The 14853-nt window shown below is 41.4% G+C and carries 19 protein-coding genes; 3 read left to right on the top strand and 16 right to left on the bottom strand.

The features are described from left to right. From pcrA to IEU81_RS10430, 8 genes are all read right to left on the bottom strand, one after another. Positions 1–2175 (bottom strand): DNA helicase PcrA, encoded by a 2175-nt coding sequence (gene pcrA / locus IEU81_RS10465; RefSeq protein ID WP_186090955.1) that lies wholly within the window; start codon positions 2173–2175, stop codon positions 1–3. A gap of 18 nt (positions 2176–2193) precedes the next feature. Then, complete coding sequence (locus tag IEU81_RS10460; protein WP_231957237.1) at positions 2194–2886, bottom strand: geranylgeranylglyceryl/heptaprenylglyceryl phosphate synthase; 693 nt, start codon at positions 2884–2886, stop codon at positions 2194–2196. Positions 2887–2959: 73 nt separating this feature from the next. Beyond that, complete coding sequence (locus IEU81_RS10455; RefSeq protein WP_231957236.1) at positions 2960–3637, bottom strand: M15 family metallopeptidase; 678 nt, start codon at positions 3635–3637, stop codon at positions 2960–2962. Position 3638: 1 nt separating this feature from the next. Beyond that, positions 3639–4934 carry an adenylosuccinate lyase gene (purB, locus tag IEU81_RS10450; protein ID WP_186090953.1) on the bottom strand — a complete coding sequence of 432 codons (1296 nt, stop codon included), beginning with the start codon at positions 4932–4934 and terminating at the stop codon, positions 3639–3641. Beyond that, complete coding sequence (locus IEU81_RS10445) at positions 4931–5140, bottom strand: NETI motif-containing protein (protein ID WP_092596382.1); 210 nt, start codon at positions 5138–5140, stop codon at positions 4931–4933. Before IEU81_RS10445 ends, purB begins: the two co-directional genes overlap by 4 nt. Next, the gene (locus IEU81_RS10440) at positions 5106–5762 is read right to left on the bottom strand and encodes a DUF2179 domain-containing protein (RefSeq protein WP_092596385.1); all 657 of its coding nucleotides are present in this window, start codon (positions 5760–5762) and stop codon (positions 5106–5108) included. Before IEU81_RS10440 ends, IEU81_RS10445 begins: the two co-directional genes overlap by 35 nt. Positions 5763–5786: 24 nt before the next feature. Beyond that, positions 5787–6605 carry an NAD(+) synthase gene (gene nadE / locus IEU81_RS10435; protein ID WP_092596388.1) on the bottom strand — a complete coding sequence of 273 codons (819 nt, stop codon included), beginning with the start codon at positions 6603–6605 and terminating at the stop codon, positions 5787–5789. Between the two features lie 5 nt (positions 6606–6610). Further along, the gene (locus tag IEU81_RS10430; protein ID WP_186090951.1) at positions 6611–8062 is read right to left on the bottom strand and encodes a nicotinate phosphoribosyltransferase; all 1452 of its coding nucleotides are present in this window, start codon (positions 8060–8062) and stop codon (positions 6611–6613) included. Positions 8063–8247: 185 nt separating this feature from the next. On the opposite strand from IEU81_RS10430, the gene IEU81_RS10425 reads away from it, so the two are divergent. Continuing rightward, complete coding sequence (locus IEU81_RS10425) at positions 8248–9174, top strand: manganese-dependent inorganic pyrophosphatase (protein ID WP_186090950.1); 927 nt, start codon at positions 8248–8250, stop codon at positions 9172–9174. A 72-nt stretch (positions 9175–9246) separates the two neighbouring features. On the opposite strand, the gene IEU81_RS10420 is transcribed toward IEU81_RS10425, so the two are convergent. Continuing rightward, entirely contained in the window at positions 9247–9534 is a 288-nt protein-coding gene (locus IEU81_RS10420; protein WP_092596396.1) for an alpha-amylase, read from the bottom strand. A 116-nt stretch (positions 9535–9650) separates the two neighbouring features. On the opposite strand from IEU81_RS10420, the gene IEU81_RS10415 reads away from it, so the two are divergent. Continuing rightward, on the top strand, positions 9651–10037 hold the full coding sequence (locus tag IEU81_RS10415) for a YolD-like family protein (RefSeq protein WP_092596398.1): 387 nt from the start codon (positions 9651–9653) through the stop codon (positions 10035–10037). A gap of 3 nt (positions 10038–10040) precedes the next feature. Here the strand turns inward: IEU81_RS10415 and IEU81_RS10410 are convergent, their stop codons facing one another. Beyond that, complete coding sequence (locus IEU81_RS10410) at positions 10041–10913, bottom strand: bifunctional 5,10-methylenetetrahydrofolate dehydrogenase/5,10-methenyltetrahydrofolate cyclohydrolase (RefSeq protein ID WP_092596401.1); 873 nt, start codon at positions 10911–10913, stop codon at positions 10041–10043. 112 nt (positions 10914–11025) lie between these two features. Next, on the bottom strand, positions 11026–11175 hold the full coding sequence (gene rpmG / locus IEU81_RS10405; protein ID WP_035811226.1) for a 50S ribosomal protein L33: 150 nt from the start codon (positions 11173–11175) through the stop codon (positions 11026–11028). A 240-nt stretch (positions 11176–11415) separates the two neighbouring features. Here rpmG and IEU81_RS10400 point away from each other — a divergent pair, with 240 nt between their 5' ends. Further along, positions 11416–12357 (top strand): metal ABC transporter solute-binding protein, Zn/Mn family, encoded by a 942-nt coding sequence (locus IEU81_RS10400; RefSeq protein ID WP_186090948.1) that lies wholly within the window; start codon positions 11416–11418, stop codon positions 12355–12357. 43 nt (positions 12358–12400) lie between these two features. On the opposite strand, the gene IEU81_RS10395 is transcribed toward IEU81_RS10400, so the two are convergent. The 5 genes from IEU81_RS10395 to IEU81_RS10375 form a co-directional block, all read right to left on the bottom strand. Then, positions 12401–12571 carry a hypothetical protein gene (locus IEU81_RS10395; RefSeq protein ID WP_169516110.1) on the bottom strand — a complete coding sequence of 57 codons (171 nt, stop codon included), beginning with the start codon at positions 12569–12571 and terminating at the stop codon, positions 12401–12403. A 29-nt stretch (positions 12572–12600) separates the two neighbouring features. After that, complete coding sequence (locus tag IEU81_RS10390) at positions 12601–13011, bottom strand: (deoxy)nucleoside triphosphate pyrophosphohydrolase (RefSeq protein ID WP_186090947.1); 411 nt, start codon at positions 13009–13011, stop codon at positions 12601–12603. Positions 13012–13026: 15 nt separating this feature from the next. Further along, complete coding sequence (locus IEU81_RS10385) at positions 13027–14133, bottom strand: iron-containing alcohol dehydrogenase family protein (protein ID WP_186090945.1); 1107 nt, start codon at positions 14131–14133, stop codon at positions 13027–13029. A 21-nt stretch (positions 14134–14154) separates the two neighbouring features. After that, on the bottom strand, positions 14155–14457 hold the full coding sequence (locus tag IEU81_RS10380; RefSeq protein ID WP_186090943.1) for a TIGR04104 family putative zinc finger protein: 303 nt from the start codon (positions 14455–14457) through the stop codon (positions 14155–14157). Positions 14458–14524: 67 nt separating this feature from the next. Beyond that, entirely contained in the window at positions 14525–14830 is a 306-nt protein-coding gene (locus IEU81_RS10375) for a thiamine-binding protein (protein WP_092596417.1), read from the bottom strand. Between the last annotated feature and the right edge of the window lie 23 nt (positions 14831–14853).

Raw genomic sequence — 14853 nt, 5'->3', positions numbered from 1 at the left:
TCAGTCCTTTTTTTCAAGCGGTGCATAGTTGGCCAGCAGCCGTTTAGGTCCCGCAGTCTTAAATACAATATCAAGTTCCTCATTATCACCTTCGCCTTTGACTTGCGAAATGATACCTTCGCCGAATGCTTTGTGCGAAACTTTATCGCCGACATTAAACTTAGTCCCTTTATTTGTATTTATCACACGTGCACGTTTTTTTGGTCCGCGTGAAAATGAAGTGCCTGTATTTGCACTGTTTTCACCCATTCGGGATACGCTGCCTGAAGACTCCAGCAGCTCTTCCGGTATTTCCGAGAGGAATCGGCTGACCATATTGCTTTCTGTTTTACCGTAGAGCATACGGGATTCAGCACGCGATAAAATCAGCTGATCCATAGCACGTGTCAGCGCAACGTACATCAGTCTTCTTTCCTCTTCCAGCTCCTGATCGTCAAACTGTACGCGGCGCGATGGGAATATTCCCTCTTCCAGGCCGATGATGAATATCACTTTAAATTCCAGCCCTTTTGATGCATGCATGGTCATCATCGTTACACCCGCTGTATCATCCATACCATCCTGGTCAGAAACGAGCGCCATCTCACTTAAGAAGTTAAATAAATTGTCATCCGCAATTGGATATTCATTGTCGAATTCTTTCGTTACTGTTTTAAACTCTTCCAGGTTTTCCAGTCTGCTTCTGGCTTCTAAGGTTTTATCGGAACTCAGCATGTCATGATAGCCGGTATCCGCCAGCACTTCATCAACAAGATCTGTCATCGTCATGTATTTTGATTTTTCTTTTAAGTTATCCAGGACGCCGAGCAGCGTCATCAGTTTAGCTACGGTCTTTGCCGGAATACCTAGAAAGTCGGCATCGCGGATCGCATCGTAAATGCTTGAATTTAATTGTTCAGCATGAGCCCTGAGCTTGTCGATTGTCTTCGTGCCAATTCCCCGTTTTGGCACATTGATAATCCGCTGAAAACTAATATCATCAAACGGGTTTTGAATGACTTTTAAGTAACTCATCAGGTCTTTAATTTCCATTCTGCTGTAGAACTTCGTACCGCCGACCATTTTATAAGGAATACTCGATTTGACGAATGCATCCTCCACTGCACGCGACTGGGCATTAGCCCGGTAGAGCACGGCCATGTCGCCGTATGAGTAATCTTCACTCAGCTGCTGGACTTTCTCGACGACACGGTGGCCTTCTTCACGCTCGCTGAACGATACATTTACTTCTATTTTTACACCGTCTCCTTTATTGCTGCGGAGATTTTTCGGTTTGCGTTCAGTATTATTATCGATGACCGCGTTCGCTGCATCCAGTATCGTTTTCGTCGATCTGTAGTTTTCTTCCAGTTTTATTACCTTCGCTTCAGGATAATCCTCTTCAAAATTTAAAATGTTTTGAATATCCGCACCGCGGAATTTATAAATCGACTGGTCCGAGTCTCCGACGACACAAATATTGCGGTATTTTGCTGCTATCATCTGGACGAGCTGATACTGCGCATGGTTAGTATCCTGATACTCATCGACGTGGACATACTGAAAACGCGTCTGATAGTAATTCAGAACGTTCGGCTCTTTGTGGAACAATTCTATAGTGAGCATGATTAAATCGTCGAAATCAAGTGAGCTGTTGCGGTAAAGTATTTCTTGATAATCCTTATAAATTTCACTGTACAGTTCATCCTGGAAGCCGCCTGCCTCAGCAATAGCCTGCTCCGGTTTGATCAGCTGATTTTTATAATTCGATATCACAGACAAAATACTTCTCGGATTATGCTGTTTTGTATCTAAATTTCTAGTTTTTAAAATATCCTTTACGACCGACTGCTGGTCGAGCGGGTCTAAAATAGAGAAGCTTGTATCGTAGCCAAGATAGCTGATATCGCGTCTTAGAATACGGACGCACATTGCGTGGAATGTGGAAATCCACATTTTAGAAGCATCTTCTGCAATTATTTTATCGACACGGTCACGCATTTCACGCGCCGCCTTATTAGTAAATGTAATGGCCAGTATATTATAGGACGGCACCTGTTTTTCATCGAGCAGATAAGCCACACGGTGTGTCAGCACCCGTGTTTTCCCGCTGCCGGCACCCGCCATAATTAAAAGCGGCCCTTCCGTTGTCTTTATCGCTTCCAGCTGTTCTTTATTCATCGTAGATAAATCCATTATAAAAACTCCAATTTATTAAATGATAGTTTCTAATGCCTGTTCAACATTATCGTAAATCACATTTCCGACGACTATTATATCGCTTTTGTCTTTCATTGCTGCTGCACTGTCTTTTGACACGATACCGCCGCCGTACACTATTTTTGAATGTTCAGCTGCATCGTATGCCTCTTTCACGAGTGCACTGTCGCCAAATGTTCCGCTGTATTCTATATATATGTAATCCATCTTGTACAGCTTATCGAGCATATGAATCATCGCTATAAATTCTTCATCACCGATGCTTGTACATTCTGCATGTTTAAATGCTTTGCATTCTTCATTCATTATTATATAAGGCATGAGAGATATACTGCTGTAGTCGATAAAATCATGATATTCCATTAAAGCATCCACCAGCATGCCGTGGGTATACGTCACGTTTTCTGTATTGATTACTGTCGGAATAAAATAATGATTAAATCCGGGGACCACTGCATCCGGATGTGAGATTTCAAGTGCTGTAAAAACATTAAAACGTCTAATCCGGTCTAGGAGCTCTGAAATATTCTCTTCAGTAACATTATCAGTACCGCTGACTAGAATCATATCCGTTTTTGATGTAATTATCTTTTCAAGCGTAAAATCGTCTACCGGTTTTGCCGGATCCAGTTTAAATATGTGTTTGGCACTTTGATTCATCAGACCATATCCTTTAAGAAAATTCATAAGATGATTATATCATTTTTATATACCAAAAAACATTAAAGCCCGCATGTGCAATCACTGCACATGCGAGCATTTAATTCAGGCCGAAATATTCTTCAAGCGTCAGTCCGCTCTCGTATATTTCCGTTGCTTTATCCCCGACATATCTCAAATGCCACGGTTCATACATATAACCTGTAATATCTTCTTTACCTTTCATGTAACGGATAATAAAGCCGTATTCATGGGCGACGTCTTTCATCCATTGGAATTCAGGTGTGTATTCAAATGATGTCTGCAACAGCACCGCACTGTCATAAGAACCGACATCGATGGCGAGTCCGGTTTGGTGTTCTGAGTGACCCGGTTCAGCACTGTACCTGTCTGCGGCTTCTTTACCGTCTCTGCTGACATAGTTGTTATATAATTCCGCCTGGTAATCATAACTTCTAAAGCCGCTGACCAATTCGAAATTCAGCCCTTCAGCTGCACCGTCTTCAAACATTTGAGTGTAGGCTTCAATAACTTCCGGCTGCATTTCAGGATTATAATCTTCAGGCAGCGGAATCTCTTTATTCACAATAAGTACGCCGTTCGCATAGGTGATGCCGTCGATGACTTCGATATTTACCGGTATATCAAGATTGCTGAAAGTCAGCGGTTCATACGTTTTCGTATAGTTTACCGCTTCAGTTACAGCAGGTTCCTCGCTGCTGCACGCTGTCAGTGCCGACATCAGCAGCCCTGCGATAATAAGTTTTGACAGCTTCATATTATTCTAAACCTGCCCGTTTAAATATTGTATCTACCCGGCGAAGATGATGTGCTTCGTTGAAACATTCATCTAGCTCTTCAGATGTCAGCACTGCTTTAATTTGCTCATCTTCACCTGTCAGCTGTCTCAGCGGCACTTTTGTTTCCCATGATTCCATGGCCTTAGGCTGTACTAGATCATACGCTTCTTCTCTCGACAGTCCTTTATCGATCAGAGTCAGCATGACACGCTGAGAATAAACGAGTCCGAATGTCTTGTCGATATTCGCCTTCATATTTTCAGGGAAGACGCTTAAATTTTTAATAATGCGTCCGAAACGGTTCAGCATATAATTCGTTGCAATCGTTACATCCGGCAGCATAATTCTTTCTGCTGATGAGTGCGAAATATCGCGCTCATGCCAAAGCGGTACATTTTCATAAGCTGTTGACACGTAGCCGCGAATAACTCTCGCAATCCCCGTCACATTCTCACTGCCGATTGGATTACGCTTATGCGGCATCGCACTCGAACCTTTTTGTCCTTTAGCGAACGCTTCTTCAACTTCACGTGTTTCCGTTTTTTGCAGATGTCTGATTTCTACCGCAAATTTTTCTACAGATGTTGCAATCAGCGCCAGCACTGCAACATAGTGTGCATGGCGGTCACGCTGCAGCGTTTGAGTCGAGACTGCTGCTGCACTTAAACCTAAATGCTCACACACATATTCTTCAACTTCCGGAGGAATATTGGCGAAAGTTCCCACAGCACCGCTCATTTTACCGACTTCGATTTCTTGTCGAACGTCTTTAAAACGCTTGAGGTTACGTGTCATCTCCTGGTGCCATAAAGCCATCTTAATACCAAAAGATGTCGGCTCAGCATGGACACCATGCGTACGGCCCATCATTAAAGTATGCTTATGTTCGCGCGCTTTATCGGCTAAAATATCGATAAAGTGATTCAAATCTTTTTCTATAATTTCGTTGGCCTGTTTTATTATGTAGCTCTGAGCGGTATCGACGACATCTGTCGATGTTAAGCCGTAGTGTACCCATTTCTTTTCTTCACCAAGCGTTTCCGATATCTGGCGTGTAAATGCAACAACATCATGGCGGGTTTCCGCTTCAATTTCTTTAATACGTTCCACATCGATGCGGGCGTTCGGACGAATATTTTTTACTTCCTCTTTCGGGATAATACCGAGTTCTGCCCATGCTTCTGATGCCAGAATCTCCACTTCCAGCCAAGCATCAAATCTGTTTTCTTCCGTCCAGATTTTGGCCATTTCTTCTCTCGTATATCTTTCTATCATTGTGATGCCTCCTCGTTAATTAATTTTCCTTCAAACATAATTTCCTGATGCGATACTGTCACTTCTCCGTTTTCTTCTTTAAAAACAGGCTGTTCAAATCGTCTGACCGGCTGATAGCCTTCCGCTTTCATCGCTGCCAATACATCTGACAGCGATTCACCCGGTTCTACTCTAAATTTCTTTTTTTTCGGTTTTTTGTTCTGCACTGTGATCGTCTCCCTGATTCTGTGCGTCGTAAACTTCTTCCAGCACTTCTTCAACGTTTTCAGGCTGGTAATTGCTCATCTTGCGTCTGCTTAAACCTTTCGTCCAGAAACCGCCGTGAATGCTTTTCGGTTCATGAGAAATGATAAAGGCACGGTCATCGAGTTCTTTAATCGTCTCAATTAATTTACGCTCGTATTTTCTCGGCGTTAAAATTTGCATTACCGTACGCTGGCCATCGCGTCCATACTGGTGACCATGCGTGACACCGTAACCTAAATTCCTCAAGTCATTTGGCAAGTCGATCGTTTTCTTAGCCGTCGTTACGCTGACTACTGTATAACCGAGTGCCAGCTGTTCTTCAATTTTCGTTCCGACAAGTATACCGACACCAAAACCGAGTGCATAAGCAACGATATTTTGAGGACGATCCAGATTATCGAGCACCAGACCCAGTCCGATGACGTAAACAAATGTTTCTAAAATACTGAAAGCTGCCGCAACAAAGCGGTATCCTTTTAAGGTCATTATCGTCCGCATTGTTAAAAATGTGACGTAGATAATATTGATAACAAAAATAACCAATATCATCAGCATAGGGTTATCTGAAATTGCCTGAAGCATATTTAATCTTGCCTTCCTTCTTCTCTAGTATGGTAAATTATAGCGATTGTAAGGTAAATCGCGTTTATGCTGTGATTTAATATATAAATTTTTAATTCGGTCATATGCTTCTTCAGGTACTGTTTTCCCTTCCAGAAAATCATCGATATGTTCATAAGTGACACCGAGTGCCGCTTCATCGCTCAACATCGGTTTATCATCTTCCAAATCTGCTGTCGGTATTTTTTCATAGAGGTGCACTGGTGAGCCGAGATGCTTCAATATATCCCGCCCCTGCCTCTTGTTCAGACCAGTCAGCGGCGCGAGATCAGCTGCACCGTCACCGTACTTCGTATAAAACCCGGTCAGCGCTTCTGCAGCGTGATCCGTACCCAGCACAACTCCGCCGGTATGCGCAGCGATGGCATATTGAACTTTCATGCGTTCTCTCGCTTTTTCATTGCCTTCCACAAAATCGCTCAGTTCAAAACCGCTTTGTGCCAGCGCTTCAACTCCGGCATCCACTGCCGGTTTAATATTGACTGCTCTCTGTGTATCCTGTCCGATAAATTTCATCGCATCGATTGCATCTTCTTCATCGTTCTGCTTGCCGTATGGCAGACGGACACCGTAAAATTGAATGCTGCGCCCTTCCTCATTCAGCTCATCAACAGCCAGCTGAGTGAGTTTACCGAGCAGCGTCGAGTCCTGGCCCCCGGAAATACCAAGTACGAAACTTTTTATAAAGTCATGCTGTTTAGCATAGTCTTTTAAAAAATCGATAATCTCGCGCGCTTCCGTTTCCGGCTTGATTTCCGGTTTGACATGCAGGGCATCGATGATCTGCCGCTGTAATTGATCCATGAATATCACTCCAATGTTTTATTTGAAAGCTCTTCGATTAGATTATTTTTAATTGTCCATAACTCAGTCGATAAATCTACCGGGTATTCCTGAGGGTTTAAGAAACGTTTCGTTTCCTCCCAAATTTTATCGAGACTGCGGTAGCAGTTTTCCTGCATGTCAGATACTGACGGTGAATGATACACAACTTCCCCGTCGATAAATACATCTTGCAGCAGCGCTTTTGGCTCAAATGATTTAACTGATTTTCTTTTCATCGTGTGTACTGGATGGAACATCAGGAGCGGCTGATTCGTATCGATCACTTCGTCGTAAAGCGTAATATAATCGCCTTCAGACATACCTGTTTCCTTATTAATAATCCGGTAGACATTCTTCTTGCCCGGTGTCGTTGTTTTTTCAACGTTGCCGGAAATTTTCATGCGGTTCTGCCATGCGCCTGTGTCATCTTGAATTGCTGACAGTTTGTAAACTGCACCGAGCGCTGGATTATCATAAGCGGTAATGAGTTTCGTACCGATCCCCCAGCCGTCGACTTTCGCCCCTTGTGACATCAGAGATAAGATAGTCACCTCGTCCAGATCGTTTGACACGATAATTTTAGCCTCTGTATAACCCGCTTCGTCGAGCATAATGCGTGCCTGTTTTGTTAAATATGCAATATCTCCGGAATCAATTCTGATTCCTTTGAAATTAATTTTACCTTTAAATTCATCAGCCACTTTAATCGCTGTTGGAATCCCCGATTTTAAAGTATCGAAAGTGTCGACTAAAAATACGCAGTCTGAATGTGTTTCTGCATATGCCTTAAAGGCATCGTAATCATTGCCGTAAGCCTGAACCATAGCATGGGCATGCGTCCCGCTCGGCGTCAGTCCGAACAGTTTCGCCGCTCTGACATTACTCGTTCCGTCAAAGCCGCCGATAACCGCTGCACGCGCTCCCCATAATGCTGCATCAAATTCGTGCGCACGGCGCGTGCCGAATTCCATCAGATTATCATGCGGAACGAGCTGCCTGATGCGGCTCGCTTTAGTTGCAATCAGCGTTTGGAAATTCACGATGTTCAAGAGTGCTGTTTCTATCAGCTGCGCCTCAATCAGCGTCGCTTCAACTTGCACCAGCGGCTCATTGTTAAAGACCGTTTCACCTTCAGCCATGGAACGGAGTGTCCCCGTAAAGCGGATTGTTTTTAAGTAATTTAAAAAGTCATCTTCGTAGCCGAGTTCACTCAAATATTCAATATCACTTTCTGAGAAGTGCAGATTTTTTAAATAATCGATTATATGTATAAGACCTGCAAAAACAGCATAGCCGTTCTCGAATGGCATTTTTCTGAAATACAAATCAAAAATAGTCTGCCGTTCATGAATCCCCTGTTCATAATACGTTTTAGCCATGTTGATCTGATATAAATCCGTGTGCAGCATGAAGCTGTCATCCTGATACTGGTACATACATCCATCTCCTGTGCTTTTAACATTATATTTGCTTTAATTTTATCATATAAAGCTAGCGGATAAAGCTTTTGCATACAGTATTATATCCCGTTTTAAAAAACTAAGATATAGATAGATAAATCGAGTAATGTTAAAATATAATTATATAAAGTTTTAATATAAATAAAAAGGAGTCAGACATAATGACACAAAAAATATTCGGTCATCAAAATCCTGATACAGATACAGTAGCATCAGCACTCGTTGCTGCTGATATTGAAAAACAGCTCGGCAATGATGTAAAGGCATACCGCTTAGGAGAAGTAAACGGTGAAACTGCATATGCACTCGATTACTTCAGCCTTGAAGCACCCGACTTATTAAATGAAGTTGCAGCAGGCGATGAAGTCATTTTAGTCGACCACAATGAAAAACAGCAATCTGCCGCAGGCATTGAAAATGCAGTCATTGCAAAAGTATATGACCATCACAGAATTGCTAACTTCGAAACTGAAAGTCCGCTCTACTACCGTGCAGAACCTGTCGGCTGTACAGCAACGATTTTAAACAAAGTCTATAAAGAAAAGAATTTAACGATATCAAAAGAAGCGGCAGGCTTAATGCTCTCTGCGATTATCTCTGATACGCTGTTATTCAAATCACCCACAACAACCGAAGAAGATATCGATGCGGCTTCTGAACTTAAATCTGTCGCTGGTGTCGATTTAGAAACTTATGGTCTTGAAATGTTAAAAGCCGGTGCATCTACTGCCGATAAAACAGCACGCGAACTCATTACAGGCGACGCTAAAACTTTTGATATCGGCGAGAAAAATGTTCGCATCGCACAAGTTAACGTTGTCGATGTCGATGAAGTATTTGCCCGCCGTGAAGAAATCGAACTGGCAATCAACGAAGAAATTGAAAAAGACGGTTATGATTTATTTACTTTAATCGTGACGGATATTCTGAACTCTAACTCAAAAGTATTAGCTTTAGGCGCTGAGTTCTCTTCAATTGAACGTGCATTTGACGTTGCCCTGGATCAGAACACCGCGGTACTTGAAGGTGTTGTATCACGTAAAAAACAAGTGGTTCCAAACATTACAAAAGCATTATCTGATCTGTAAAATTTTAAAGCCCGTCAGCCTTGATTAAATAAGGCTGACAGGCTTTTTGAATTTCTATATACTGAGTCAAAACTATCCTTCAAATATCCGCATTAGAACACTCGTCTTACCTTCCTGCAAATATTCTTTAGAGCAATCATCTCTGATGTCATATTCCAATTCATTTTTAGCATTGCCAAACGACATTTCATCGATCCAGTTTGTCAGTTCCGACTGGTCAAAACATGACGGTGCAACGATTTCACTGCTCGTATGATCGACGATAACGCGTGTTGTATCGCTGGTTTTATCGACTAAGGGCAGCAGCAGTACAGCAAGCACAATCACTGTAATGACACCCCAGACTAATTTCTTTCTCATGTAATTTCCCCGCCTACTTTTTATATCTTCTATAACTTACCATAATTCTGCAGCTTGAAAAATCGAACATATGTTCGTATAATATAAATTAACAAGTCAGAAAGAAGGAATTTACTATGGATAATCATAGCCGCTCCGAAAGCAATTCACAACCAAATATTCCTAAAGGACGCGGCATGGTCAAGTGGGCACCGTTCGCCACAATGCCTGAGCAGTTTGAAAATGTAGGCAAACTGATGGATGATCAGGAAAAAATCCAGCGTCCAATTTTATCTGATGACCGGCTCGATGAAATTGAGTATACGCTGAAACAGGCTGAAAAAGAAAAAGTGCCGGTTAAAGTATCTTATTTTTATGACGGCGGCCGTTTCAGCATCACGCTGACAATAATAAAAATAGACCAATGGAGCATGATGCTCATTGGTCAAATATATAAAACGGAAGATTTTATCTTCGTTCCATTTATAGATATATTGGATATTTTGATTTTACCTGCCGGCTGATGTTTATTTTTCCAGGAACAATACCGGTTCTTTTTGATGTTCCGTTGCTTTAACTAAGTGATAAGCAAGAACAGTCGTTGTAATCGCACCGATTCCGCCCGGTACAGGTGTAATGAATGATGCTTTATCTTTCACCGCTTCATAATCAACATCGCCGACCATTTTACCTGCTTCATTAAAGTTGATACCGACATCAACGACGATGGCACCTTCTTTAACATGCTTATCGCCAATCAGGTTAATCGCACCTGCTGCACTGACAATCACATCTGCATCTTCACATTTTTTTACTAAATCATCCGTGTACAGATTACATGTCGTTACCGTCGCATCTCTGTTCATCATTAAGAGTGATAACGGTTTACCGACGACTGCGCTCGCACCGACAACTGTAACATTCTTTCCTTTCAGATCGATATCGTAAAAATCAAGCATGCTCATCACTGCAGCTGGTGTACACGGCTCCAGACGATCCGGCTCATTCGTTAATACTTTGCCGAGATTCGACGCTTTCATTCCATCGATATCTTTAAAGGAATTCATAATTTCTGCTACGCGTTTCATTGGAATGTGTTTTGGCAGCGGCTGCAGAAGCAAAATACCGTGAATAGCATAATCTTCATTTATTTCTCTGAATTTTGTTAAAAATACTCTTGCTGACACATCATTTGGAAAATGATACTGAGCAGTTTCGATGCCTAATTTCTCAAAACGTTTCACCGCCGCATTTTCGTATGAAATAGAGTCTGATAAATCTCCGACTCTGACGAATGCTACTTTAGGTTTAATCCCGTGAGATTCAGACACTTCTAAAGCCTGTTTAATTTCCTCAGATAAGTGTGCTGCTACTTTTTTCCCATCCATAATCACTGTCATTCAAAGCACTCCCCTTACTTTTTTCTCTGGTTATATACCCAATGACGATTATATCATATATAAATACAGATATAAAAAAAAGCTATCATCCGAAGATGATAGCGATAAGAAATTATTTAGTTTCACGGTGAAGTGTGTACTTGTTCAATCTAGGGCAGAATTTCATCATTTCGATACGCTCTGGATTGTTTCTTTTGTTTTTCTTAGTGCTGTAGTTGCGGTCTCCGCATTCTGTACAAGCTAATGTAACGATTACTCTCATTTCTGTCGCCTCCTTCGTTAAGTTAAATCGATATTAAATGATAATATACTCGAATCAACTGGCCAGTTGATCATCCACGCAGTAGATGATTGGTATATACTTTTCTAAATCACTTTATCTATTTTACTAGCAGTTCGAAAAAATTTCAAGTCTTTCTTAATCTTAAATATGCTATTGCACATTTCTCCATCTTCCTATATAATTTTAAATCGTAATGATTACGATGAATAGAGGCTTATTATGAAAAAAATTTCCCCCCTGCTTTTTTTACTTTTACTGACACTTGCTGCATGCAGCAATAATCAGAACAGTGCAGATGATCAAACACTTACCGTCTATACAACCGTCTTCCCGCTGACGAGTTTCGTCGAGCAGATTGCCGGAGATACCGTTAATGTAGAATCCATTTATCCTCAGGGTGCTGATATGCATTCTTATGAACCGACGCAAAAAGATATGATTTCATACTCCGACGGCGACTTATTCCTGACAACTTCAAACGAACTGGACCCTGTTGCGAGCAGTATTGCCGAAACGATAAAAAATGATACAGAAATCATTGAAACTGCGGCTGATATTAATGCCGAAGCGTTTCTCGAGAGCCATCATGAACACGGCCACGAAGAAGCGCACAGTGATGAAGAAGAACATGATCACGGCAGCATGGATCCACATATTTGGCTGAGCCCGTCTCTCGCTTCTGATATGGCTTTGTCAGTTAAAACTGCACTGACAGAACTTAGTCCCGACAATGCCGATATGTATAATGAAAACTATGAAGCACTGAAAGCAGATATTGAACAGCTCGACGAACAGCTGACTCAAATCAGCTCAGATCCGGTGAATACTGACGTCTTTATATCGCATGAATCCATCGGTTATTTAGCCCATCAGTACGGTTTTAATCAGGTCGGCATTAATGGTCTGTCTAATCAGGAACCTTCTCAGCAGGAACTGACTGAAATTATCGACAGCATCAATGCGGAAGATATTCCTTATATTTTATACGAACCAAACGTGACTTCAACTGTAACCGACGTCATCCGCAGTGAAACAAATGCTGAGCCGCTTTACTTTAATAATTTAGAATCACTGGCAAATAACGATCCCGAAGATGCTACTTATCAATCTATGATGGAAAAAAATATAGAATCACTCGACAAGGCACTGAATAATAAATAAAAAATTTCTCCTAAGGAAAATTCTTAGGAGAAATTTTTTAATCTTATTCTTTACCGCGGTACAAGTCGTGTTTAATATTCTCAGTAAACTCGCGAATTTCATCTACATCTTTTTTAAGTATAAATGCCAGCACGACTGCTGCTACAGCAGTTAATGCAAATAAGACTACGAAAGTTTTAAATAAAAATCCTAACAATCCTTTAATAAGATCCACTAAGATCCCCCCTTAATTACACTTCTATTCTATACTCTATTCCCGCTTTTTTGTTTTATAATCTCAATTGCAGGAATATCTGCCGGTGCCCAGTCTAATTTTTCTATCTCCTCCGGCTTCACCCACTTCATCTGGGCATGTTCCAGAAGCTGGATATCACCTTTTATTATTTTAGCATAATAAGTGGTCAGTTCTACAATGCCAAAATCATATTCGTAGACCGTCGTCGTAATTTTCTCTCCGATACTGATATCGAGTGTCATCTCTTCAATCAATTCGCGCTTTAAGGCCTGTGCAGGTGTTTCATCTTTTTCAATTTTACCGCCCGGGAATTCCCATTTCAGCGCTAAATTTTTATTGTCAGGGCGCTGAGCGCACAAGATATTATTATCTTCATCTTCGATTACAGCCCCAACGACATAAATTCTTTTCTTTGTCATTATTCATCCTCCGGCTTATTTTGTTTCCAGCATTTCTATAATTTCTTTTTCACTGAGCTGCGCCAGGTTATTTTTATAGTTTCCGGCAGCCATCGTCTGACGGGCAATTTCAGGAATATGTTTTTTATCGATTTCAAGTGCTTCAAATGTTGTGCGCAGACCGAGGCGTTCTTTTAAAGTGTTCAGTGCTTCGGAAAGTGCTTCTGTGTTTTCAAAACCTAACTGCTTGCTGATATTATCCAATCTCGGGTCCACCTCAGCATTATGAATAATCCACTGATCTAAACTGAAAGCACAGGCTTCAGCATGAGGAATCCCAAATTCAGAAGTTAAATAATAGCTCATAGCATGTGAACCGCTCGTTGCTGTCTGGCTGAATGCAAGACCTGCAGTCATGCTTGCCAATGCCATATTTGCACGTGCTTCTGCATTTGTCCCTTCAGTATATGCTGTTTCCAGGTTATCAAATGCCAATTTTAAAGCTGTTACAGCAAGGCCGTCTGACACTGGATTATTGTTGACCGCGCCGATGGAATCCAGCGAATGGCAAATCACATCGATACCTGAAATTGCCGTGACAGCCGGCGGGCATGTATAAGTCAGTTCCGGATCGACAATTGCGATTTTCGGATACAGCGCCTTACTGCTGATCGACGTTTTAATTCCTGCCGACTTGTCGCTGATGACAGAAAATGGGGTCACTTCAGAAGCGGATCCGCTCGTTGAAGGCAGGGCAATAATCGGCAGTGCCTCATTAATATTCTTGTCCTGAATAATCGTTCGTGCATCTGTATTTTTAACCACTGCAGCGGCTGCTGCTTTTGCAGCATCCATTGTTGAACCGCCGCCGACAGCAATTAAAGCATCGACTTGATATTCTGCTGCAGCGTTTATAATTGCATCGACATTTTCAACAGTCGGATTTTCTTCAATCTCAGATACAACCGCTTTGATTTGACCTGGCAGAAGTGATTCTAACAGCTCTGCTATACCATTTTTTACTTGAGACCCCGAGGCGATGACTACATAGGATTGATAGCTGTATTTTTCAAGTACAGTATCGATCGTCTGCAGCACTCCCTGGCCAAAATGAATCTCAGTCGGATTATTAAAAGTAAACATAATGTTTTCCCCCTGTTTTTTCTATTTATAGTGATACCGTTTAAAGCGCACAGTCAGCGGTTGGAATAATAATAAATATAGTAAAAACAAAATAAAACTGATTAACAGCGATGGCAGCATCGGCCAATCCATAATCGGTATTAAAATAAAAATAAATAATGCGACTAAAAGAATGGCAATGTAATCATAAATAATCGACAAGGTCGAAGGTTCTAGATATTCTTTGCATTCGGGACATTTAATGCGTGTCCGCGGTTTTAGAGCATAACCGAGCAGTTTTTCTTTATAAGTCCACGTATGTTTGCAGTACGGGCATTCTCCCATGACATCACCCTGCTTTATATATTCTTAAAGGTCATTATAGCAAAAAAGAAGAGCGCATTCGCTCTTCTTATTCATCATCTTCAAATTCGTAGTAATCCTGTAAAATATCTTTAATCTGATTTTCTTCTTTTGACTGAATCAGTTTGATATTCGTTGTAACTTGTTCACAGCCTTCATTTGCTAAATGCGCGTTAATTTTCTTAACTAAGTTAAAGAGCTCATCAACACTGCCTTCAACAGTCGTTTCCTGAGGGCCGACGAAGTGTGTCAAACCGCTGTTTTCAATCAGTTCAATTGCACCTGTTGTATGAGAATACAGCTTAGCATCCCCAGGGTGATAAGGCAGTACCTGGATACTCATCAAATAATTCATATAAATCTCTCCTCAAACTTTTC

Origin of the sequence: Jeotgalicoccus aerolatus (assembly GCF_014635205.1) — a bacterium.
GTDB lineage: Bacteria > Bacillota > Bacilli > Staphylococcales > Salinicoccaceae > Jeotgalicoccus > Jeotgalicoccus aerolatus.
This window is presented reverse-complemented; position numbering and strand designations above follow the sequence as displayed.